At 68.4% G+C, this 22033-nt stretch carries 18 protein-coding genes and 1 pseudogene; 13 read left to right on the top strand and 6 right to left on the bottom strand.

Going from position 1 to position 22033, the window contains the following annotated elements:
• The first annotated feature begins 86 nt into the window (after positions 1 to 86).
• The 3 genes from ACFQ7F_RS36530 (at position 87) to ACFQ7F_RS36520 (ending at position 4324) form a co-directional block, all read left to right on the top strand.
• A complete protein-coding gene (locus tag ACFQ7F_RS36530) occupies positions 87 to 1043 on the top strand; it encodes a carbohydrate ABC transporter permease (RefSeq protein WP_383280474.1) in 957 nt (318 codons plus the stop codon).
• Positions 1044 to 1907, top strand: coding sequence for a carbohydrate ABC transporter permease (locus tag ACFQ7F_RS36525; RefSeq protein WP_383280472.1), 864 nt, complete (start codon positions 1044 to 1046; stop codon positions 1905 to 1907).
• Between the two features lie 92 nt (positions 1908 to 1999).
• Positions 2000 to 4324, top strand: coding sequence for a bifunctional serine/threonine-protein kinase/ABC transporter substrate-binding protein (locus ACFQ7F_RS36520; protein ID WP_383280469.1), 2325 nt, complete (start codon positions 2000 to 2002; stop codon positions 4322 to 4324).
• A gap of 29 nt (positions 4325 to 4353) precedes the next feature.
• Here the strand turns inward: ACFQ7F_RS36520 and ACFQ7F_RS36515 are convergent, their stop codons facing one another.
• Positions 4354 to 4848 carry an HIT family protein gene (locus tag ACFQ7F_RS36515; RefSeq protein ID WP_383280466.1) on the bottom strand — a complete coding sequence of 165 codons (495 nt, stop codon included), beginning with the start codon at positions 4846 to 4848 and terminating at the stop codon, positions 4354 to 4356.
• 122 nt (positions 4849 to 4970) lie between these two features.
• Here ACFQ7F_RS36515 and ACFQ7F_RS36510 point away from each other — a divergent pair, with 122 nt between their 5' ends.
• The 6 genes and pseudogenes from ACFQ7F_RS36510 (at position 4971) to ACFQ7F_RS36485 (ending at position 10241) form a co-directional block, all read left to right on the top strand.
• On the top strand, positions 4971 to 5669 hold the full coding sequence (locus ACFQ7F_RS36510) for a hypothetical protein (RefSeq protein ID WP_383280463.1): 699 nt from the start codon (positions 4971 to 4973) through the stop codon (positions 5667 to 5669).
• 131 nt (positions 5670 to 5800) lie between these two features.
• A complete protein-coding gene (locus tag ACFQ7F_RS36505) occupies positions 5801 to 6457 on the top strand; it encodes a hypothetical protein (RefSeq protein WP_383280460.1) in 657 nt (218 codons plus the stop codon).
• Positions 6445 to 7482: a hypothetical protein gene (locus tag ACFQ7F_RS36500; RefSeq protein WP_383280458.1), complete on the top strand. Its 1038-nt coding sequence runs from the start codon at positions 6445 to 6447 to the stop codon at positions 7480 to 7482. Before ACFQ7F_RS36505 ends, ACFQ7F_RS36500 begins: the two co-directional genes overlap by 13 nt.
• A 62-nt stretch (positions 7483 to 7544) precedes the next feature.
• Positions 7545 to 8807: pseudogene (locus ACFQ7F_RS36495) on the top strand (RHS repeat-associated core domain-containing protein); the annotation flags it as partial.
• Between the two features lie 314 nt (positions 8808 to 9121).
• A complete protein-coding gene (locus ACFQ7F_RS36490; protein WP_383280455.1) occupies positions 9122 to 9424 on the top strand; it encodes a hypothetical protein in 303 nt (100 codons plus the stop codon).
• Positions 9425 to 9608: 184 nt separating this feature from the next.
• Positions 9609 to 10241 carry an XRE family transcriptional regulator gene (locus ACFQ7F_RS36485; RefSeq protein WP_383280477.1) on the top strand — a complete coding sequence of 211 codons (633 nt, stop codon included), beginning with the start codon at positions 9609 to 9611 and terminating at the stop codon, positions 10239 to 10241.
• 47 nt (positions 10242 to 10288) lie between these two features.
• Here the strand turns inward: ACFQ7F_RS36485 and ACFQ7F_RS36480 are convergent, their stop codons facing one another.
• A complete protein-coding gene (locus ACFQ7F_RS36480; protein WP_383280452.1) occupies positions 10289 to 11314 on the bottom strand; it encodes a 6-phosphofructokinase in 1026 nt (341 codons plus the stop codon).
• 343 nt (positions 11315 to 11657) lie between these two features.
• On the opposite strand from ACFQ7F_RS36480, the gene pta reads away from it, so the two are divergent.
• The 3 genes from pta (at position 11658) to pyk (ending at position 16492) form a co-directional block, all read left to right on the top strand.
• Positions 11658 to 13742: a phosphate acetyltransferase gene (pta, locus tag ACFQ7F_RS36475; RefSeq protein WP_383280449.1), complete on the top strand. Its 2085-nt coding sequence runs from the start codon at positions 11658 to 11660 to the stop codon at positions 13740 to 13742.
• Positions 13743 to 13765: 23 nt separating this feature from the next.
• The gene (locus tag ACFQ7F_RS36470; RefSeq protein ID WP_383280446.1) at positions 13766 to 14986 is read left to right on the top strand and encodes an acetate kinase; all 1221 of its coding nucleotides are present in this window, start codon (positions 13766 to 13768) and stop codon (positions 14984 to 14986) included.
• A gap of 87 nt (positions 14987 to 15073) precedes the next feature.
• A complete protein-coding gene (gene pyk, locus ACFQ7F_RS36465; RefSeq protein WP_383280443.1) occupies positions 15074 to 16492 on the top strand; it encodes a pyruvate kinase in 1419 nt (472 codons plus the stop codon).
• 92 nt (positions 16493 to 16584) lie between these two features.
• Here the strand turns inward: pyk and ACFQ7F_RS36460 are convergent, their stop codons facing one another.
• From ACFQ7F_RS36460 to ACFQ7F_RS36445, 4 genes are all read right to left on the bottom strand, one after another.
• Entirely contained in the window at positions 16585 to 17952 is a 1368-nt protein-coding gene (locus ACFQ7F_RS36460) for a hypothetical protein (protein WP_383280441.1), read from the bottom strand.
• Positions 17942 to 18508, bottom strand: coding sequence for a DUF6114 domain-containing protein (locus ACFQ7F_RS36455; RefSeq protein ID WP_383280438.1), 567 nt, complete (start codon positions 18506 to 18508; stop codon positions 17942 to 17944). Before ACFQ7F_RS36455 ends, ACFQ7F_RS36460 begins: the two co-directional genes overlap by 11 nt.
• A gap of 142 nt (positions 18509 to 18650) precedes the next feature.
• On the bottom strand, positions 18651 to 19268 hold the full coding sequence (locus tag ACFQ7F_RS36450; protein WP_383280435.1) for a DUF6230 family protein: 618 nt from the start codon (positions 19266 to 19268) through the stop codon (positions 18651 to 18653).
• Positions 19269 to 19923: 655 nt separating this feature from the next.
• Entirely contained in the window at positions 19924 to 20919 is a 996-nt protein-coding gene (locus ACFQ7F_RS36445; RefSeq protein ID WP_383280432.1) for a tetratricopeptide repeat protein, read from the bottom strand.
• Positions 20920 to 21312: 393 nt separating this feature from the next.
• Between ACFQ7F_RS36445 and ACFQ7F_RS36440 the strand changes: the two genes are divergently transcribed.
• A complete protein-coding gene (locus ACFQ7F_RS36440) occupies positions 21313 to 21942 on the top strand; it encodes a TetR/AcrR family transcriptional regulator (RefSeq protein WP_383280429.1) in 630 nt (209 codons plus the stop codon).
• Positions 21943 to 22033: the final 91 nt, after the last annotated feature.

The following is a 22033-nucleotide window of genomic DNA, read 5'->3' as shown; positions in this document are numbered from 1 at the left end:
GTGCGTGTGGCTGTCCGCACGCACCGCCGCCCCACGCGGGCAGCCGTCCGTAAGGGATCCGTACGCAAGGGAAGTGAGTGCCCGAGGTGACCACCGCACCCCCCGCCGGGCCCGGCGACATCGCCAAGACCGCGCCGGATCCGGGAGCCCCGCGCCCCGCCCGGCCCCCGTCCCGCAGCAAGCTGACGGGCCGGGCCCTGACCCGCGCACTGCCCGTGTCCCCCGCCGTAGTCCTACTCCTTCTCTTCCTCGCGGGACCGATCGGCTACTGCGCCTACATCGCCTTCACCGACCTCCAGCTCACAGGACAGGCGGAGTCGAGCTTCGTCGGGTTCGACAACTTCCGTAAGGCCTTCGGCGACGAGGCGTTCCTCAACGCGGTCTGGCTGACCCTGGTCTTCACGGTCGTCTCGTCGCTCATCGGGCAGAACACCATCGGCCTCGCGCTCGCGTCCCTGATGCAGCGGGCGTCGAAGCCGGTCCGCACGCTCACCGGCGCGACCGTGATCACGGCGTGGGTGCTGCCCGAGGTGGTGGCGGCCTTCCTCCTGTACGCGTTCTTCCGCCGCGAAGGGACCTTGAACGCGGTCCTGGACTTCCTCCACCTCCCCTCCCAGAACTGGATGTACACGCTGCCGATCCTGGCGGTGTCGTTCGCCAACGTGTGGCGGGGGACGGCGTTCTCGATGCTGGTCTACTCGGCGGCCCTGAACGAGATCCCCAAGGAGATCACCGAGGCGGCCGAGGTCGACGGCGCGGGCGGCTGGCGCCGCATGTGGCACATCACGCTCCCGATGATCCGCCGCTCCATCGGCACGAACCTGATGCTGAACACCCTCCAGACCCTCTCCGTCTTCGGCCTGATCTGGGTGATGACGCGAGGCGGCCCCGGAAACCGCAGCCAGACCCTCCCCCTGTTCATGTACGAACAGGCCTTCCAGAAGAGCATGATCGGTTACGGCACGGCGGTGGCGCTTCTGCTCCTGGTCGTCGGCTCACTCTTCTCCCTCGTCTATATGCGCCTGCTCCGCACGGAGGTCTGAGTGTCCGCCAACACCGTCAAGTCGCCTGCCCGGAGCCTCAGTTCGCGCCGCACCGGCCGCCGTCTCGCGGCGGACGCGGGGCTGCTCGTGGTCGCGGCAGCGTTCGTGCTCCCCCTGGCCTGGGTGATCCTGTCCTCGCTCGACACCAAGGCCGACCTCAAGGTGAAGGTCCCCGACGGCATCACCCTGGACAACTACGACGCGGTCCTGACCCCGGAGATCACCTTCACGCCGCTCCTCAACAGCCTGCTCCTGTGCGGCGGCGGCACCATCCTCACGGTGGTCTGCGCGGCACTCGCCGCGTACCCGCTCTCCCGCTTCAAGTCCCGCCTGAACCGCCCCTTCATGCTGACGATCCTCTTCGCCACGAGCCTGCCGATCACCGCGATCATGGTCCCGGTGTACGCGCTGTTCGTCCAGGTCGACCTGATCGACACGATGCAGGGCACGATCTTCTTCTTCGCCGCGTCCCAACTGCCCTTCGCCATCTGGCTGATGAAGAATTTCATGGACGGGGTCCCGAAGGAGCTGGAGGAGGCGGCATGGACGGACGGCGCGTCGTCGTTCCAGTCCCTGCTGCGGATCGTGCTCCCCTTGATGGGCCCGGGAGTCGCGGTCGTAACGGTCTTCTCCTTCGTGATGATGTGGGGCAACTTCTTCGTCCCGTTCATGCTCCTGCTCTCGCCGGAGCAGATGCCCGCGTCGGTGAGCATCAATGACTTCTTCGGCAACAAGGGCACGGTCGTCTATGGCCAGTTGGCGGCGTTCTCGATCATCTACTCAACACCGGTGATCCTCCTGTACGTCCTCATCTCACGCCGCCTGGGAGGCGGCTTCGCGCTGGGAGGAGCGGTGAAGGGGTGAAGAGGTGACCCGCCCCGCCCCGGCCGCCCGACCCGCTGGCTAGGATCACCGGGCCTTCGGGAGGGGCTGAGGGCGGGACTGAGGGAGGGCACATGCGGGGGCGTTTGCTGAACGGCCGTTACGAGCTGCTCGAGCGGATCGGCGCAGGCGGCATGGGAGAGGTGTGGCGGGCGCGGGACCAGAGCTTGGGCCGCGAGGTCGCCGTCAAGCTCTTCCTGCCGTCGGCCTCCGCGGACGAGAGCGAGGGCGACGGCGAGGGCGGGGATGGGGGCGGGGGCGAGCGTGGGCAGCTCCTGGCCCGGTTCCGGCAGGAGGCGCGTGCCGCGGCCTCCCTCGACAGTCCGCACATCGTCGCCGTCCACGATCACGGCACGGACGGCAGCACCCCGTATCTGGTGATGGCCCTGGTGCAGGGGCGCTCGCTCGACCAGGTGCTGCGCGAAAGCGTCCGCGTACCCGTGGCGGACGCGCTGCGCTGGGCGGCGGACATCTGCCGCGCCCTGGACGCGGCGCACTCGGCGGGTGTCGTACACCGCGACATCAAGCCCGGCAACGTGATGATCGCGCAGGACGGCGCCGCGAAGGTCGTCGACTTCGGCATCGCGACGTTCATGGAACGGACCGCGGGCGACTCGCGCCTCACGCAGACCGGGCAGCTGCCGTTCGGCAGCGTGCCGTATCTGGCGCCGGAGCGGTTCCGCCAGGAGGCGGGCGACGGACGCACCGACCTGTACGCGCTCGGCTGCGTCCTCTACGAACTCCTCGTCGGCCACCCGCCGTTCACCGGCTCGGCGGCCGGCGTCATGTACAACCACGTCAATGACGCGCCCCTGCGGCCGTCGCGGGCGCGGTCCGAAGTGACGGCGCCTGTGGAGCGCCTGGTCCTCGACCTCCTCGCGAAGGATCCCGCTGACCGGCCCGCGGATGCGGCGACGGTGCTTGAGCGGATCGTGGGGGCGGCGGGGTCGCTGCCGCAGGGGGCGCGGGAGGCGGGGGCGGCTGAGGCATCCGCGTACGGCACGCACGACACGCACGGCACACACGGCACGCACGGCACGCAATTCACGTACGACACCTCGGCGTCGGACGTACAGGACTCCGTCGCCGACGCTGCTCCGGCCGCCCCGGCCGCCCCTGCAGAGGACGCGCGCCCCAACCCCCACCCCCCGCTCGTCCGCAAGGAGTCCACCGCCCCGGACTCTGCGCCCGGCCCCCGGCGCCGCTCCCGCAAGCGCGTGCTGATCACCGCCGCCCTGGTCCTGGCCGTCAGCGTCCCGACGGGCCTGGGCATACGTTCCCTCACCACGTCCGGCGACGCAGAAGGCGCTCAGCCCCCGACCGTCTACAAGATCGGCGTCGCCCACAGCTACACCCACGTCGGCGCCGGGGGCTCCGGGGGCACCGGGGACTCCGCCGACGAGTACGAGAAGTCGGAGTACAAGCAGTTCACGACGCAGCAGATACGTACCGTCGAGTCCGCCTTCTCCGAAACGCTGGGCGCTGGCGCCAAGAGCGGCAGCCGCTTCCGTCTAGTGCCGGTGGCCGCCGCCCCGGACACCCCGTCGCGCAAGCTGCTCGCCGAGCACCCGGACATGCTCGCCGTCATCGGTGACACCAGCGACTTCGCCTGGGTGCACGACACGGACGAGGCGTTCCTGCCCGAGATCGCCACCTGCTCAGAGGTGGCGCAGCCCGCCGCGGCGTTCGCGATCCCGGCGGACGAGGCGCGCCAGGGCGAGGCAATGGCCGAGTACCTCCTGACGCGGACGAAAGCACGCCGAGTACTGGTGGCGGAGACCGATCTCTGGGCGAACCGTGCGGACGGAATCGGTACCGCCCTGCGCAAGGCGGGCCTGACCACCAAGGCGCTGGACACCGAGCCCTACGACGTAAAGACGTCACAGATCCCGGCACTGGTCGACGAGGCACAGGCGGACGCGGTCGTACTCCCCGTGGCCTCGGACATCGGCGTATGGGCCAAGAAGCTCAGGTCCGGCGGCTTCACGGGACCTGTACTCGCCGAGGGCGATTCGCAAGGCATCTGCGAGGACTCAGAGGAACGAGCCAAGGCCGCGAAAATCGACAAGGCCGTCCCCGACGGCGTCCTGCGCACCCGCAGCTACTCCGGTGAGCCCGACGACAACCTCCCCGCGCGCGGAAACCAGGAGCTGTACGACGGCGCCCTGGCCCTGGCCACCGCGCTCAAGAAACTCCCCGCAGATGCCCCGGCCACCTCGCTCAGGCACACCCTGGACCGTGAGATCCAGAACGTCTCCGTCAACGGCGTACTCGGCGATGTCTCCTTCGAGAAGCGGCGTTCGGCGCGGAATCGCCCGGTGTGGTTCGACCGCCGCGACGGCGACCAGTGGTCCGAAATCGGCAAGGTGGAAGGGAAGTTCGAGCCCACGAAGCAGTAGGCCCGTCAAGTCAGTACTGCGCATCACCGCTACGAGCCGATGGCGTCCCGGAGCCGCGCGGCGACGTCGGCCGCTTCGTCCGACGGCACGTCAAGAACACCGTTCTCGCTCATCAGGATGTGGAACTGCTGCTCGGCGTAAGGGACTCCGGGCGGCAGGGCGGCGATGTGCCAGTGAAGGTGACTGTTGCCTTCCTGGCTGCCGAGGGAGTAGAGGTAGGTCCGCTCGGAGTCGAAGACGTGCTCGACGGCGAGAGCGACCTTCCGCACGAAGAGCATGAGCCGCACATAGGCGGCCTCGTCCAACTCCCGTACGGCATGCTCGACATGAGCCTTCGGCGCGACGAGGACCTTCCCGGGGAGGGTGGGCCACCGATCGAGAAACGCGATGTGATCGTCGTCCTCGTGGATGGTGTGATGCGGGTAGCCGGGGTCCCCGGCAAGAAACGCACAGACAAAACAGGGCCCGCTGCGCGCCTGTTCCATATAGGCCTCAAGATCCATGGCTTTCCGTACGGCTCCCATGCGCACCCCTCACTGGCGAGTCGGAGTAAGTGAAGTAGCGAAGTAGCGAAGGGCCAACACTTGCACTTCCAGTCGCCGCGCACGTTCCGAATGTGGCGCTACGGGGTGGGCCACTCCCATACGTGGCTCCCACCCTGCGCCGGGCCAACAGGCACGAGCGGGCAACGCTGAAGACGCTCGCGCAGACGGAGACGGGACCCCGCCACGTGGGCATCGCCCTTGAGTCCGAGACGGGGAGCGGTCTGGTGCTGTGCAGAAGGGTGAGCGTCCTGAGCAGCAGCTCCAGCTCCAACGGCAAAGGGCAGAGCAAGACGCTCTGGAGCCACCCGCCGGGGGTGTTCTGGGACGCGCCACTGAGCGAGGCGGCGTGGTCGGAGCTGTCAGATCCGACCCGGGCGGCCGTCGCGCGGCTGGACACGGAGCGCCTGGAGCTCGAACGATCACGCGTGGCCCCACGCCTGCGCCCGACGATCACGGCCCCGGTGTACTCGGTGGCCCACCGCTTCGCCTCCTGGGAACGACTCGTACGGCGGCTGGAACCCGGCTGGGAACGAGGCGAGAACCTCTACTTCATCATCGAGTACGGCAACGACCTCGAATCCCGGGATTCCCTGGACGAGGTGCTGACCGCGCTCCCGCCGGAGGCACGCGAAGGCCCCCTGGGACGGCTCCTGACGGCCCTCGACGCCCGCTTCGACGCCGCGACGGTCCCGGATCCGGAGGGCTCGCTGCGCCCCTGGGTGCCCCTGCCGAAGAACCGGCCCGAGGCCGACCTCGGGACATGGTGGAAGCGCAAACCGCTGCGCGAGCCCTGGGAATGAAACGGTGCCCGGATTCACCGGGATAAGCACCTCACGCCCCATTGATCGTCAGATATCTCTCTGGTGCCACCGATCAGTGCCCACTAGCGTACTTAGCTCGCGCTAACTCTCACCCTCACCAGGAGCCGACAGTGAACCGCCCTCTCCGCCTAGCGACGTCCGCGCTCGCCGTATCCGCGGCTCTGCTGCTCTCTTCCTGCGGCAGCAGTGACGACGAGACCAAGGACAACGACAAGATCGCCGGGGCGGAGGAGGAAGGCGGGAAGAAGTCGGCATCACCGAGTGCGAGCGCCTCAGAGAATTCCGGCCGTCCCAAGATCAAGCTCCCGGAAGATCTGACCATGACCTTCGAGAAGCCCCGTACCGGGGACGCCGTGAAGAAGGCGGTGCTGGCCGACAACGCCGAACGCATGCGAGCCGTGAATGCCTCCATCACCGGAACGGACCCGAAGGGTGAGGCAGTCGGTTACTACAACACCGGCAGGGCCTTGGAAGCCGCGGTGACTTGGGTACAGAAGTTCAAGGACGCCGACGTCACGCTCACGGGCGATGTGCGCTATTACGACCGCCAAGTGACGCTCAAGGACAAGAAGACCGCCACGCTCTCCTTCTGCGCGGACGAAGGAAAGGGCTACACCAAGAACAAGAAGAACGAGAAGGTCAACAAGACTCCGGTGACCAAGAACAGCTACGTCTCCTACAACACGCAGCTGATCAAGAACGACGACGGCACGTGGCAGACATCGCAGATCATCTCCACAAGAGGGGCAGCTCAATGCCAACCGTAGGAAGGGCCACGGCCCTCACGGCGTTCTTCGCAGGTATAGCGGTGGCCTTGAGCAGCCCACAGGCGTGGGCCGACATGGACCCGCCGGGGAGCGGTAACGACTCCGAGGCGCAGGTGGGCGCGGGCAGCGACGAGCAGACCCTGTCGACCACAGCGGGCGGCGTCATCTACGACCGCTCGAAGAACGGCAAGGGCGGCGCGACGGGCCCGGTGGCTCCAGCCACCAACTGGACGCCCCCGCCCTGCTATTACGCTCCGGCACTCACCCCGGCGCAGCTCCAGAAGAAGCTGGAGCCGATCTGGGAGGCTGAGTCCACCGGGCCGGAGTGGGACCTGTCGCAGCGCAACCGCTACGTCGACGGACAGCCCTACAAAGACTTCAACAAGAAGAAGACCGGCGATGGCTACTGGTGGGACCACTTCATCCCGGAGGGAAAGGCGGGCGCCCCGGGCGCATTGGACTGCGACAAGCCGTACTTCTGGGTCGACAAGGGTGACCCGCCGCCGGCCGACACACCGGAGGCCGTCACTCCTGAGCTCCTCGCGCACCTCGCGTACGCGGAGATCCGCGTACCCGACACCGAGGTCACGCTCGCCCCGGCGGACACCACAAAGGTCAATCTCCCCACCTGGGCCTGGCTGGACAAGGCCGAGTTCAAGCCGGTGTCGGTGACAGCCAGAGTCCCGGTCCTCGACATCCACGCGACGGCGACCGCAGAGCCGGTCTCCCTCAAAATCGACCCGGGAACGAAGGACGCCGAAACCTACCCCGCCTCCGGAGTCTGCCCGATCGAAAACGGCAAGATCGGCGAACCGTACGCCAAGGGCAAGTCCAAGCAGGACCCGCCCTGCGGCGTGAAGTACCTCCGCTCGTCCGGCGACGGCTCGTACCCCCTCAAGGCGACGGTCACCTGGAAGATCCACTGGACCGGCACCGGAGTGAACGGACCACAAGATCTCCCCGACGGAGAGTTCGGCGCGGATCAGGACGTGGTGGTCCAGGAGATCCAGTCCATCAACCGATAGACGGCAGTACAAGCACAACGGGGGTTGCGGTATGGCGGGGAATCGTCCGGCGGATTGGCATGTCCTTGACCGTCGACGGCCGTACGCTGACCTTCGCCCACGACGCGATGGGCCGCCGCACACGGCGGACCACCGCCACCGGGGCGACCAGCACGTGGACCTATGACGCAGCGGGCAATCACGCCCTGCTCAGCACCGGTGGCCGCACCATCGGATTCGAGCACGATTCCGCGGGCCAGGAAGTGGCCCGGCACATCGATGCGAACCTCACGCTGGCCCACGCCTTCGACGAGGTGGGCCGCATCACCGCGCAGTCGGTGACGACCGCCGACGGGCGATCGGTGCAGAGCCGCGCGTACACCTACCGCGCCGACGGTCACCTCGCGGGCCTGGACGACCAGCTCGCGGGTGGGCGCCGGTTCGACCTGGACGCGGTCGGCCGGGTGACCGCCGTGCATGCGGACAACTGGACCGAGACGTACGCCTATGACGCGGCCGGGAACCAGACACAGACCGCCGGTCCGAGCAACCATCCGGGCTACGAGAGCAACGGTCCGCGCACCTACACCGGTACGCGCATCACCCGCGCCGGACACCTCCGTTACGAACACGACGGGCTCGGCCGCGTCACGCTGCGCCAGAAGGCGCGCCTGTCCAGCAAACCGCACACCTGGCGCTACACCTGGGACGCCGAGGACAGGCTCACGGCCGTCACCACACCGGACGGCACACGCTGGCGCTATCGGTACGACCCGCTCGGGCGCCGCATCGCCAAGCTGCGGCTGGCCCCCGACGGCGAGTCGGTTGCCGAGCAGACACTCTTCTCCTGGGACGGCACTCTTCTCTGCGAACAGACCACCATGTCCGCCGAGTTGCCCGGACCGGTGACCGTGACGTGGGACCACCAAGGCCTGCACCCCATCGCCCAGACGGAACGGGTGTCGGCCGCCGACGCACCCCAGGACGAGATCGACTCAAGGTTCTTCTCGATCGTCACCGACCTGGTCGGCACGCCCACGGAACTCATCGACGAGACCGGGGACATCGCCTGGCGCGCCCGCAGCACGCTCTGGGGCACGACCGCCTGGACGGCCGGCAGTGCCACGTACACGCCGCTTCGATTCCCCGGCCAGTACTTCGACCCCGAGACGGGACTCCATTACAACTACTTCCGTCATTACGACCCTGAGACCGCCCGCTATCTCACCAACGACCCGCTCGGCCTCGCCCCCTCTCCCAACCCCAGCACCTACGTCCCGAATCCCCAGGTCTGGACCGACCATCTCGGGCTTTCGCCGGATGAATGCACCCAGTCCATCTTCAAGGCTTCACCGAGAGGAAAGGGCGACGTCCACGAACAGCACGGATACAGCGCCGACGACTTCCCCGGTGATCCCCGCAAGTCCGAGGGCATTTACCCCAACGGCCGCGCGTACTTCGGAAAAAAGCGGCATATCGCCGAGAAGTACGCCAAGTCTTATGGCGACGGCGTCATCGAGATCAAGATCCCGAAGTCCGAGTACGATGCCAAGTGGGCGAAGTACGAAAAGGATTACATGGACAGCCCGGGCGACAAGGAACTCGTGATTCCGAACGATGTCGTCGAGGATTTGAATCAATACCCGAGGATCAGGCACAAGTGACGACGGAAATTTCCTGGGAAGAAGCGAAGCGGCTCTACCCCGTGGGTTCCCCCGCGCGTGGAGTCGTCAAGCTCCGGCTGCCCTTCGGTGTGTTCCTGGACCTGGACGAGGCGCCCGGGATCAGCGCCTTCATCGACCTGCTGTCCTACGACCCCGACGGCACGATCAACGACCCCGCCGCTCCCCCGGCTACCCTGCCGGACGTCGGGGAACGCATCGAAGGCGTCGTCGGGCAGCACGGTGACGAGCAGATCAAGATCCGCGTCGGGCTGCCCTACTGGGAAACACGCTCCCCGTAGCGCCCACCCGTGGGGAATCACCCGCCCCGTAGCTTCGCACCAATCCGCAACCTCGTATGAACACACCGTAGTCGCCAGGCTCCCGCGCCCATACCGTGTGCCCGTGCAATCGAGCCAACCGCCACACCGGCCCACACCCCCGTTCAACTTCCCCGCCGCCCGTCGCCTCCGTGAGGCGCTCGGGATGGCGCACGGGCATGTCGCCTACGGAATGCGGGCCAGTTATGGGCTCGCCCACATCACGCCCGAGACCATCGCCGCCTGGGAACGCGGGCTCGCCGCGCCCACCGCCGCCGAACTCACCGCCCTCGCGGGGACGCTGTGGTGCTCCCCGGGGGAGCTCATGGGCGCCGCGACCACCTTGCGCGAGCACCGGCTCGCGCGCGGGCTTGCCCCCGAGGACGTGGCTCGGGGCTCCGGCGTCGAGATTCAGGTGTATCTGCACATGGAGGAGACCAACGCCTGGCGTGGCAACGAGCGGCAGTCCGCCGCCCTTGCCGAGGTGCTGCAGCTCCCCCTGTCCGACTTCATCGCCGTGACGGGGCGCGCCGACGAGCTCGCCGACCTGCTGCGCAGTGCGGTGACCACCCGTTGGCAGGGGTACGTCCGGCCCGTCAGCAAGATGCTGCCCGTGCGGAAGCGGCATCTGGAGGACGTGTTGCAGCAACTGCACGCCGACTATCAGGCGCGGATGGTCCGGACGCTCAGTTGGGGCGGCGGGGCCGGGGCCGATGCCTCGGGGAGTGCCGGGCGGGATTTTCTGGACAAGATCCTTGAGCACTTCTGGGCTCAGGTCCGGGGGGCGGCCAGGGGCTGACCCATGGCCGCTCGACGCGCCTCCCGACGCACGCCCCCGAAGAGTCCTTAGAAGACCGACTCCGCCTCGTCCATCCGGTCCTTCGGTACCGTCTTCAGCTCGGTGACCGCCTCCGCGAGCGGCACCATCGTGATGTCCGTGCCCCGCAGCGCCGTCATACGGCCGTAGTCGTCGCGGTGCACCGCCTCCACCGCGTGCCAGCCGAAGCGCGTGGCGAGGACGCGGTCGTACGCGGTCGGGGTGCCGCCGCGCTGGACGTGGCCCAGGATGACCGGCTTGGCCTCCTTGCCGAGGCGGGTCTCCAGTTCGTACGCGAGTGCCGTACCGATGCCCTGGAAGCGCTCGTGGCCGAACTGGTCGATCGCGCCCACGCCGTAGTTCATGGTGCCTTCCTGCGGGTGTGCTCCCTCGGCCACGCAGATCACCGCGAACTTCTTGCCGCGCGAGAACCGCTCCTCGACCAGTTTGACCAGGTCAGCGGGGTCGAAGGGGCGCTCGGGGAGGCAGATTCCGTGGGCGCCGCCCGCCATGCCCGATTCGAGGGCGATCCAGCCCGCGTGGCGGCCCATGACCTCGACGACCATCACGCGCTGGTGGGATTCGGCGGTCGTCTTGAGGCGGTCCATCGCCTCCGTGGCGACGCCCACCGCCGTGTCGAAGCCGAACGTGCGGTCCGTGGAGGAGATGTCGTTGTCGATCGTCTTCGGGACGCCCACCACCGGCAGGCCCGCGTCCGACAGCATCTTCGCGGCCGTGAGCGTGCCCTCGCCGCCGATCGGGATCAGGGCGTCGAAGCCGATCTCCTTGGCGAGCGCGGCCGCGTCCTCGCAGGCCGCGCGGAAGCGGTCGCGCTCCAGGCGCGAGGAGCCCAGAATCGTTCCGCCACGGGCCAGGATGCCGCTGACCTCGTTGAGGCCCAGGGAGCGGTAGCGGCCGTCGAGCAGCCCCGCGTAACCGTCTTCGAAGCCGATGACCTCGTCGCCGTAGTGCGTGACGGCTCGGTGCACGACCGACCGGATCACAGCGTTGAGGCCTGGGCAGTCGCCGCCTGCGGTGAGAATTCCGATGCGCATCGTGCTGTGTCTCCTGCTCGCTGTTGATGCGTGTGAGCCGGTCTGATTGTTCCATGGCCGCGAACCGGCCGCCGCTCTCCTGTCGAACGCCCCCTTCCGCCACAGAAGCCTCTCCCTCTCACGGCTGCTCCGCCCGATCCTGGGGAGGAGACCCTTGGGCCCACTGAATGGGGGCCTTCGTCCGGCGGGCGACCTAGTCAGCCACAGAGGTATTGTCAAGAGGGCACGGCAACCATATCGGGTCATTTGTCCGGTCCTGAGGCCTTGAGGTCCTGAGGCCCTGAGGTCGAGACGGCTCTGACCACCCTGCAGCCCTGAGTCAGCGAAGAAGGGGAGAGCACGCGTGACGCGCAGCGTGTACGTGACCGGGATCGACCGGGGCGACGGCCGCCAGGTCATCGAACTGGGAGTCATGGAGCTCCTGACCCGTCAGGTCGACCGGGTGGGGGTCTTCCGGCCACTGGTTCATGACGGGCCCGACCGGCTCTTCGATCTTCTCCGCGCCCGCTACCGGCTCGCGCAGGACGCCGCGTCGGGGTACGGGATGGACTATCACGAGGCCTCCGCGATCCAGGCCGAGCAGGGCACCGACGAGCTCGTCTCCCAGCTCGTCGACCGTTTTCACCTGGTGGCCAGGGACTACGAGGTCGTCCTCGTGCTCGGGACCGACTTCGCCGACACCCAGCTCCCGGACGAGCTGTCCCTCAACGCCCGGCTCGCGAATGAGTTCGGCGCCTCGGTGATAGCCGTCGTCGGCGGCAAGAACCAGACCGCCGAATCGGTCCGCGCCGAGACGCGCAACGCGTATCGCGCCTACGAGAGCCTGGGCTGCGACGTCCTCGCGATGGTCACCAACCGGGTGGCACCCGCCGACCGCGACGAGATCCACGACAGCCTCACCGGCCTCCCCGTGCCCAGCTACGTCCTGCCGGACGAGCCCGCACTCGCCGCCCCCACGGTCGCCCAGATCACCCACGCGCTCGGCGGCCGCATCGTGCTCGGCGACGACGCGGGCCTGGCCCGTGACGCGCTCGACTTCGTCTTCGGCGGCGCGATGCTGCCGAACTTCCTGAACGCCCTGACCCCGGGCTGCCTCGTGGTCACCCCCGGCGACCGCGCCGACCTCGTCGTGGGCTCGCTCGCCGCGCACAGCGCCGGTACGCCGCCCATCGCGGGCGTCCTGCTCACCCTCAACGAGCAGCCCGGCGAGGCCATCCTGAAGCTCGCCGACCGCCTCGCGCCCGGCACCCCCGTCATCGCCGTGACCGGCGGCTCCTTCCCCACCGCCGGCGAACTCTTCGCCCTGGAAGGGAAGTTGAACGCCGCCACGCCCCGCAAGGCGGAGACGGCCCTCGGGCTCTTCGAGAAGTACGTCGACACGGCAGGACTGCGCAGCCGCGTACAGGCCCCGAGCAGCGACCGCGTCACGCCGATGATGTTCGAGCACAAACTCCTTGAGCAGGCCCGCTCCGACAAGCGCCGCGTCGTCCTGCCCGAAGGCACCGAGGAGCGCGTCCTGCGCGCCGCCGACGTGCTCCTTCGCCGCGGTGTCTGCGACCTGACACTCCTCGGTCCCGTCGAGCAGATCCGCAAGAAGGCGGCCGACCTCGGCATCAACCTCGCCGACTCGCAGCTCATCGACCCGCAGACCTCCGAGCTGCGGGACGCGTTCGCCACCGAGTACGCCGAGCTGCGCGCCCACAAGGGCGTCACCGTCGAGCTCGCGTACGACGTCGTCGCGGACGTGAACTACTTCGGCACGCTGATGGTGCAGGAAGGGTTCGCCGACGGCATGGTGTCGGGCTCCGTGCACTCCACGGCCGCCACCATCCGGCCCGCCTTCGAGATCATCAAGACCAAGCCCGATGCCTCCATCGTCTCGTCCGTCTTCTTCATGTGCCTCGCCGACAAGGTTCTTGTGTACGGCGACTGCGCCGTGAATCCGGATCCGAACGCCGAGCAGCTCGCCGACATCGCCGTCCAGGCCGCCGCCACCGCCGAGCAGTTCGGTGTGGAGCCGCGGATCGCGATGCTGTCGTACTCGACGGGCACGTCGGGCTCTGGCGCCGACGTCGACAAGGTGCGCGAGGCGACCGAGCTGGTGCGGGAGAGCCGAAGCGACCTGAAGATCGAGGGGCCGATCCAGTACGACGCCGCCGTAGAGCCCTCGGTCGCGGCGACGAAGCTGCCGGGATCGGAGGTCGCGGGGCAGGCCAGCGTGCTGATCTTCCCGGACCTGAACACCGGCAACAACACGTACAAGGCCGTCCAGCGCTCGGCCGGCGCCATCGCTGTCGGCCCCGTGCTCCAGGGCCTGCGCAAGCCGGTCAACGACCTGTCCCGCGGTGCCCTCGTCCAGGACATCGTCAACACCGTCGTCATCACCGCGATCCAGGCCCAGGGCCCGGCCGCCGCCCCCTCCGCCTGACGTCTACAGAAAGCATTCCTCCTGTGAGCGCCACCCGCGTCCTCGTCCTCAACTCCGGCTCCTCGTCGGTGAAGTACCAGTTGCTCGACATGCGGGACAGCTCTCGTCTCGCGGTCGGCCTCGTCGAGCGCATCGGCGAGGGGACCTCGCGGCTCAAGCACACCCCGCTGACCGGCGGCGGCGAGGAGCGTGAGCGCGAGGAGCCCATCGCCGACCACGAGGCCGCTCTGCGGGCGGTCGCCGACGAGCTGAGCGCCGACGGGCTCGGCCTCGACTCCCCCGACCTCGCCGCGATCGGCCACCGCGTGGTGCACGGCGGCCTGAAGTTCACCGAGCCGACGGTCATCACGGACGCGGTGCTCGCGGAGATCCAGCGGCTCGTCCCGGTGGCGCCGCTGCACAACCCGGCCAACATCACCGGCATCCGCACCGCCCAGGCCCTGCGCCCCGACCTTCCCCAGGTCGCGGTCTTCGACACGGCGTTCCACACGACGATGCCGGAGTCGGCGGCCCGCTACGCGATCGACGTGGCCACCGCCGACGAGCACCGCGTGCGGCGCTACGGCTTTCACGGGACGTCCCACGCGTACGTGTCCCGGAAGACGGCGTGGCTCCTGGGCAAGGCTCCCGAGGACGTCAACGTCATCGTGCTGCACCTGGGCAACGGCGCGTCCGCCAGTGCCGTGCGGGGCGGGCGCTGCGTGGAGACATCGATGGGGCTCACGCCGCTTGAGGGGCTCGTGATGGGTACCCGTTCCGGTGACGTGGATCCGGCGGTCGTCTTCCACCTGGCCCGCGTCGGCGGGATGTCGATCGACGAGGTCGACACCCTGCTCAACAAGAAGAGCGGCCTGGTCGGCCTCTGCGGCGACAACGACATGCGGGAGATCAGGCGCCGCATCGACGGGGGCGACGAGGCCGCGGCGCTCGCCTTCGACATCTACATCCACCGTCTGAAGAAGTACATCGGCGCCTATTACGCGGTGCTCGGCCGGGTGGACGCCATCGCGTTCACGGCGGGGGTCGGCGAGAACGCGGCGCCCGTGCGGGAGGCTGCCGTCGCGGGCCTGGAGGAGCTGGGGCTCGCGGTCGACGGAGCGCTCAACGCTGTACGTTCCGACGAGGCGCGGCTGATCTCGACGGAGTACGCACGGGTCGCGGTCGCCGTTGTCCCCACCGACGAGGAGCTGGAGATCGCGCGGCAGACCTACGCCCTGGTGGCGACACTCGGGGACCCGTCATAACCGCAACGCCTGAGCGCACTTCCGCCCATTTGTAGATTCCACCAGACGGAATATTCCGAAGCGAAACAAACCGATAGGATCGCCCCCATGCGCCGTTCCAAAATCGTCTGCACCCTGGGCCCCGCCGTCGACTCCGAAGAGCAGCTCGTCTCGCTGATCGAAGCCGGTATGAATGTGGCCCGCTTCAACTTCAGCCACGGCACGCACGCCGAGCACCAGGGGCGGTACGACCGCGTCCGTGCCGCTGCTGACAAGACCGGCCGTGCCATCGGCGTCCTCGCCGACCTGCAGGGTCCGAAGATCCGTCTGGAGACCTTCGCCGAGGGCCCCGTCGAGCTGGTGCGCGGTGACGAGTTCACCATCACCACCGAGGATGTCCCCGGCGACAAGTCCATCTGCGGCACCACCTACAAGGGCCTGCCCGGAGACGTCTCCAAGGGCGACCAGGTCCTGATCAACGACGGCAACGTCGAGCTGCGCGTCGTCGAGGTGGAAGGACCGCGCGTCAAGACGATCGTCGTCGAGGGCGGTGTCATCTCCGACCACAAGGGCATCAACCTGCCCGGCGCGGCCGTGAACGTGCCCGCGCTCTCCGAGAAGGACATCGAGGACCTGCGCTTCGCCCTGAAGATGGGCTGCGACATGGTCGCCCTGTCCTTCGTGCGCGACGCCGGCGACGTCAAGGACGTCCACAAGGTGATGGACGAGGAGGGCCGCCGGGTCCCCGTCATCGCCAAGGTGGAGAAGCCGCAGGCCGTCGCCAACATGGAGGGCGTCGTCGCGGCCTTCGACGCCGTCATGGTCGCCCGTGGTGACCTGGCCGTCGAGTACCCGCTCGAGAAGGTCCCGATGGTGCAGAAGCGCCTCGTGGAGATGTGCCGCCGCAACGCCAAGCCGGTGATCGTCGCGACCCAGATGATGGAGTCGATGATCACCAACTCGCGCCCCACGCGCGCCGAGGCGTCCGACGTCGCCAACGCGATCCTGGACGGCGCGGACGCGGTCATGCTGTCCGCCGAGTCCTCCGTGGGCGCGTACCCGATCGAGACCGTCAAGACGATGTCGAAGATCGTCAAGGCGGCCGAGGAGGAGCTGCTCGCCAAGGGGCTGCAGCCGCTCGTGCCCGGCAAGAAGCCGCGTACGCAGGGTGGTTCGGTGGCCCGTGCCGCGTGCGAGATCGCGGACTTCCTGGGCGCCGAGGCGCTCATCGCCTTCACGCAGTCCGGTGACACGGCCCGCCGTCTGTCCCGCTACCGCGCGGCGCAGCCGATCCTGGCCTTCACCACCGACCAGGCGACCCGCAACCAGCTCACCCTGAGCTGGGGCGTGGACTCGTACGTCGTCCCGCACGTCGACAACACCGACGCGATGGTCGAGCTCGTCGACGCCGAGCTGGTCAAGCTGAACCGCTTCAACGACGGCGACACCGTGGTCATGACGGCAGGATCGCCCCCCGGCGTCCCCGGCACCACCAACATGGTCCGGGTGCACCACCTGGGCGGCTGACACGCCCTGACACCCTGGATACGACACTGAGGGCGCCCCCTGGTTCAGGGGGCGCCCTCAGCGCTTCGCGGCTCCCGGTGAGGCCTTGAGAATCAGTCGGTGATCGACTGGTGCAGACCGGGGATGTGCAGGTTGCCGCCGAACTGACCTGCCTGCTTCACCTTCACGTCCGTGAAGTAGATCAGCGGGATGTTCAGGGGCGGCGGGTGCTCCGGGTCGAACGTGATCGGGATGAGCCCGAAGAGCTTGCCCGAGATGCTCTCGGTGTACATCGTCGTCTTGCCGCCGGTGATCGTGGACGTGGAACCCTTGGCGGCCTCGACGTGGTACTTCTTGCCGCTCGGGCCGTCGACGATCTGGTGCAGGTCGCCGATGTCCGTGCTGTCGACGACGTACTTCAAGGACTGCTTGGTCTGGCCGTTGGGCATCGTCAGGTTCACGACGCCCTGGTAGTCGGCGCCCTTGAGCGTCAGGGAGCTGGCCTCCAGGTTCCACGGCTGGTTCGGGATCGGCGACGGCGTCTGCTCGGCGTCTCCGTCGACCTTCTTCTCGACCACGCACGGGAACGGCTTCTTGCCGTTCTCGTCCGGTGCCATCGGGTCCGCGGACTCCTCGGCCTCGGCCTTGTCGGCAGCCTCTTCAGCCGCCTTCTCAGCCTTCTCCTTGGCCTCTTGCCTGGCCTTGTCGACCGAGTCCTCGGCCTTGTCGGCACCGTCCTTGACGCCGTCCTTGACCCCGTCGAGGGTGTCGTCGACGGGCTTGGTGACGTCGTCGACGGTGTCCTTGAGCGTGTCGTCATCGGAGGACTTGGAGGACCCCGAAGACTTGGTCTCCTCCGAGGCGGAGGGGGTCGGCGTGGGGCTCTCGGACTTCTTCTCGTCGGGCGTGAAGATGTCCTTGAGTGCGTCACCGACACCCAGCGGGTCCAGCGGGTTCTTGGTCTCGGAGGGCTCCGGAGCGGGCTCGTCGGCCTTGTCGTCCGAAGCGGACGACGACGGGGTCGGCTCGGCCTTGTCGCCGTCCGATCCCGCCTTGTCACCGGCGGAGGGCGAGGGCGTCGGCTCGGCGGTGGCCTTGCCTGAGTCGCCCTTGCTCTTCTTGTCGGCCTTCTCGGCGGCGTCCTTCTCCGCCTTCTCGGCCTTCTCCTTCTCCGCCTTCTCCTCGGCAGCCTTGTCGGCTTCCTTCTCCGCGTCCTTGGTGGCCTCGGATGCGTCGTCCGGCGCCGTGACACACGGGCCGTCCTGGAAGGGGTTCTTCGGCAGCGGCTTGGCCTGCGCGAGCTGGGGGGTTAGGCCCATGCCCATGAGGACGGCGGTCGGCATGGCCGCGATGGCTATCGCCTTGCCGGCGGGAACGTGCAGGCGAGTGAGGAGCGGCTTTCTGGGTGCCGCGTGGCGCGGCCCGGATCTCGCGCGGGACTCCCCCGCGGAGTCCGCATGGTGCACCTCGTCAGCCGGCACGGTGCCTCCCGTTCGTCCCGTTGTCCGGGCTCGTTCCTGACAGATCGTCCGTAGTGCCGCTCACCCCGTTCGCGGCCCCCGCGGCCGCGGGCTCCGGCGCCCCGTCGTCGGAGCGGTCGGCTTTCCCGTCGGCACTGCCCTTCGCGGACGCCTTCGCCGGCTTGGCCGCCGCCCAGGAGATGCCGAGGGCACCGCCGAGCAGAGCGAGCAGGAAGCCGATGACGAAGCCGCCGAAGTTGGAGACCACCAGGGAGACCAGGGCGAGCAGAATCGCCGCGACACCCGCGAAAATCCGGGAATGCGGCTGGAACCACATGGTCAGGCCGAGCACGACAAGCAGGACGCCAATGATCAGCGAGCCGGCACCGGCGGTCGTCGCCATCCGGATCGTCATCGTGCCGAGCGTGAGGTTCGCGTACGGGAAGTACATGATCGGGAAGCCGCCGAGCAACGTCAGCAGGCCGCCCCAGAACGGGCGCTGACCGCGCCACCCTCGGAACGATTGGCGCATCCGACCGAGCTTGTCGCCCAGTCCCACTTGCGCTTCGGCGCTCATGTCGTACAGCTCCTCGGGGAATGGCGTTGGTTCTGTGTGTGCTGCGGATTCGGGCACGGGGACGGTTTGAGGTCAAGATCCGTCGCGCCCCCGCGCCCAGCCGTGCTGCGCAACAAGTACCGCTGCTAAGGCATCAGTTGCCTCAGTAGCACTCGTGCTTGCCCTTCTTGACCGACATGCCCAGACCAGAGAGCTTGAAGGTGCCCGCGGTGGTCGCCCACGCGCGCTGCTTGACGTCGACGAACTTGACCGCGTCAGCCTGCTGCGCGAACGAGTCCGGGGCGTACTTGTCGCCCTTCGACGGGCCGGGGCCCTTGGTGGTCTGGTCGACCGAGACGCCGATGTCCACGTTGGTGAACGTCGCGTCGGCCTTCAGGTCATCGGCGTCGATGTAAAGCTTCTTCGCCTCGACCCTCGGGCCGCCCTTGGCGCCGGCCTTGAGAGTCATCGACACATCGCCGAAGACGGGGACCGGAACGACGACGGACTGGCAGAGGTTGGTGATCTTTGCCGATTCGAGGCCGACGACGGCGACCGGGTGGTTACCCGACTTACCGCTGTCAAGCGCCCCGTACTGGACGAACCCCTTGCCGTCGAGCTGGTCGGCAGTCACCTTGAACTGCTGACCGGACACACTGAACGATGCCGCGAGTGCACCCTGCGAGAGGGCCACGCCTATCGCGGCAGTCGCCGCGACGCTCGGCACCATGACTACGGCGAACCGCTTCCATCTGGTTCCGCCACGAGCCACGGACTCCATGACTTTCCTCCTTCTCGGACGTACATCTCCGGCCCTGACTGCTCCCGTTCGGGCGGCTCAGCCGGGCAGGGATGGGAGAAGCGCTACGTCCTCGGGAAGGAGAGCGCCCGCATGGGAGGCGCGCAACTGCGCCACTCAGCACCGGCGATCACCCCCGAGCGACAACCACTGGTCGCACGCGACACGCACAACCTGCCGGACAGGCCCTGCCGGATGGCAGAGACCCCCCTGTCCAAGACCGGCGACGGGGTGCCTCCGGCCTGCTCGGTGGGGACCCAGAAAGCCCGCTCCCGACTGGCTTTCGGGCTGCGGGTTAATGGACCGAGCGTCGCCGATCGTGGTGCATTCTCGGCCCCCGCACAAGGGGGTTCGTTACCGGCTAGTAACGGCCCGATAACCGAAGCACGACCGCGCGGTATCGGTCGGCCACGGACGGTGCACCCATGGGCAGGATCAGATCGGGATGTTGAAGGGCACAACAGGACAGAAGACTGGCCTGGGCTTACTCCAAGTAACAGTGGCCGCGTTTACCAAGTTTTGGTAAAGCGCGGCCACTGTGACGCCTTGACGGCAGATTTTCACTCGGGCATCACAAGCCCCAGCGTTTAGGGACTGGTCAGCGAACGGGTCATAAGGACCGGATCAAGCGACCGGATCAGAAGAGCACCCGTGCGAGCTGCGTGCGCGCCGCGGTCACCCGCGGGTCGTCCGAGCCGACCACTTCGAGGAGTTCGAGCAGCCGCACGCGCGCGGCGTTCCGGTCGTCGCCCGCCGTACGCCGGACCGCCTCGATGAGCCGCCCGAAGGCGTCCTCCACATGGCCGCCCACCAGATCCAGGTCGGCGGCGGCGATCTGCGCGGCCACGTCCGCGGGACGGTCGGCGGCGTCCTTGCGGACCTGCTGGGCGTCCAGACCCTCGACGCGCTGCAGCAGTTCGGCCTGGGCGAGGCCGAGCTTGGCCTCCGTGTTGCCCGGGTCGTCGTTCAGCACATTGCGGTACGCCTGGACGGCGCCGCCCAAGTCACCCGCGTCGAGCGCCTGGACGGCGGCTTCGAGCAGGGCGTCGTACGGACCGGCCGGGATCTCGGCGACGGGGGCTTCCCCCTGCTCCCCGTCGTCGCCGCCCTCGGCGTTCGGGTCGACGACGATGCCGGTCAGACCGAAGCGCTCCTCGCCGACCTGGATCAGCTGGTCAAGGGTCTGCCGGATCTGCTCCACCGGGGCCGCGCCCTGGAAGAGCGGCAGGGCCTGTCCGGCCACCACCGCGAAGACAGCCGGGATCCCCTGGACCCCGAACTGCTGCATCAGCATCTGATTGGCGTCTACGTCGATCTTGGCGAGGACGAAGCGGCCGTTGTACTCCCGCGCGAGGCCTTCGAGCAGCGGGCTCAGCTGCTTGCACGGCTCGCACCACTCGGCCCAGAAGTCGATGACGACGGGCACTTCGCTGGAACGCTGGAGGACCTCGCGCTCGAAACCCGCCTCGTCGACGTCGATGACGAGGCTCGACGGGGAGACGCCGGAAACCGCGCCCCCGCCCTGCCTGGCCGCTTCGGCGCGCGCCTGCTCCGCCTTCGCCTTGGCCTCTTGGGCCGCCTTCACGGCGGCGAGGTCGACGACTCCGCTCATGGACATGTTCCGTGGCTGCATGAGTACATCCTCCCCCAAGCCGTACGGGAACCGCGCCCGTCCGAAGCCCCCCGCCGGATTGCGGGGCCGCGGACGGTCGTGGCGCCAAGGTCCCGAGGAGGACCGATGGTTGTCGGCGCAGGGTCCCCACCCCGTGCCGGGCTTGCCGCTCTGTGGTCGCTGTGGTGTCGCTGTGTGTCGCTGCGGTGTTTCCGCGGTTGTCGCTCTTCGCTCGCAGCGAAAGAACGTGGGCGCTGAGGAATTGCCGTTCGTCCCGCCCACATCTCTTTCGCTACGACTCGTAGCGTAACTGCCGGGCGCTGCCGCGTGGGCGGCGGGCCCTCGCGAACTTCGGTGATCTGCCTCACTCGCCGTCGCTCCGACCGGTTCCGTACTGGCCGGTATGGTCACGGGATGCAGAGCCGCATCCCCCCTCCCGTCCGCACCGGCGGCCGCCCCCGCAACGCCGCGGCGGACACCGCGATCCTGGAGTCGACCCGTCAGGCCCTGGTCGAACTCGGCTGGTCCAAGCTGACGCTCGGCGACGTCGCCACGCGCGCGGGCGTCGCCAAGACGACGCTCTACCGGCGCTGGGCGGGCAAGAGCGAGCTGGTCGTGGACGCGGTGGCGGAACTCTTCGACGAGTTGGAGCTGCCGGACCGCGGCAGCCTCGCGGCGGACATCGAGGGAGTGGTGCTCCAGTTCGCCGCGCTGCTCGGCCGTCCCGAGACGAAGACCGCGCTGATGGCGGTGGTGGCCGAGTCGACCTCCGACGAGCCGCTGCGGGAACGGATCCGTACGTCGATCGTGGACCGCCAGAAGCGGTTGGTCCTCGCGGGGCGCAAGCGGGCCCAGGACCGCGGGGAACTTCCCGCCGAACCCGACCCCGACGCCGCCGGCCGGACAGCCGACCTCATCTTCGACGTGATCGCCGGCGCGGTGGTGCACCGCGCTCTGGTCAGCGCGGAGCCGGTCGACGAGGACTGGGCCCGCCGCTTTACGTTGCTCTTGCTGGGCGGGTTGGCTGCGGCGGCGGGTCAGTAGTAACTGGCCGGGGGCCTCAAGCAGGGCACTTTCCCGCCGCTGCGCGACGGATGTCTCCCGCCCACCCACCCGATTGCCCCGGGTGATCGGG

It is taken from the genome of Streptomyces sp. NPDC056486 (genome assembly GCF_042795295.1).
GTDB lineage: Bacteria > Actinomycetota > Actinomycetes > Streptomycetales > Streptomycetaceae > Streptomyces.
Note: the sequence above shows the minus strand (reverse complement) of the source record. Positions and strands in the feature narration are given on the sequence as shown.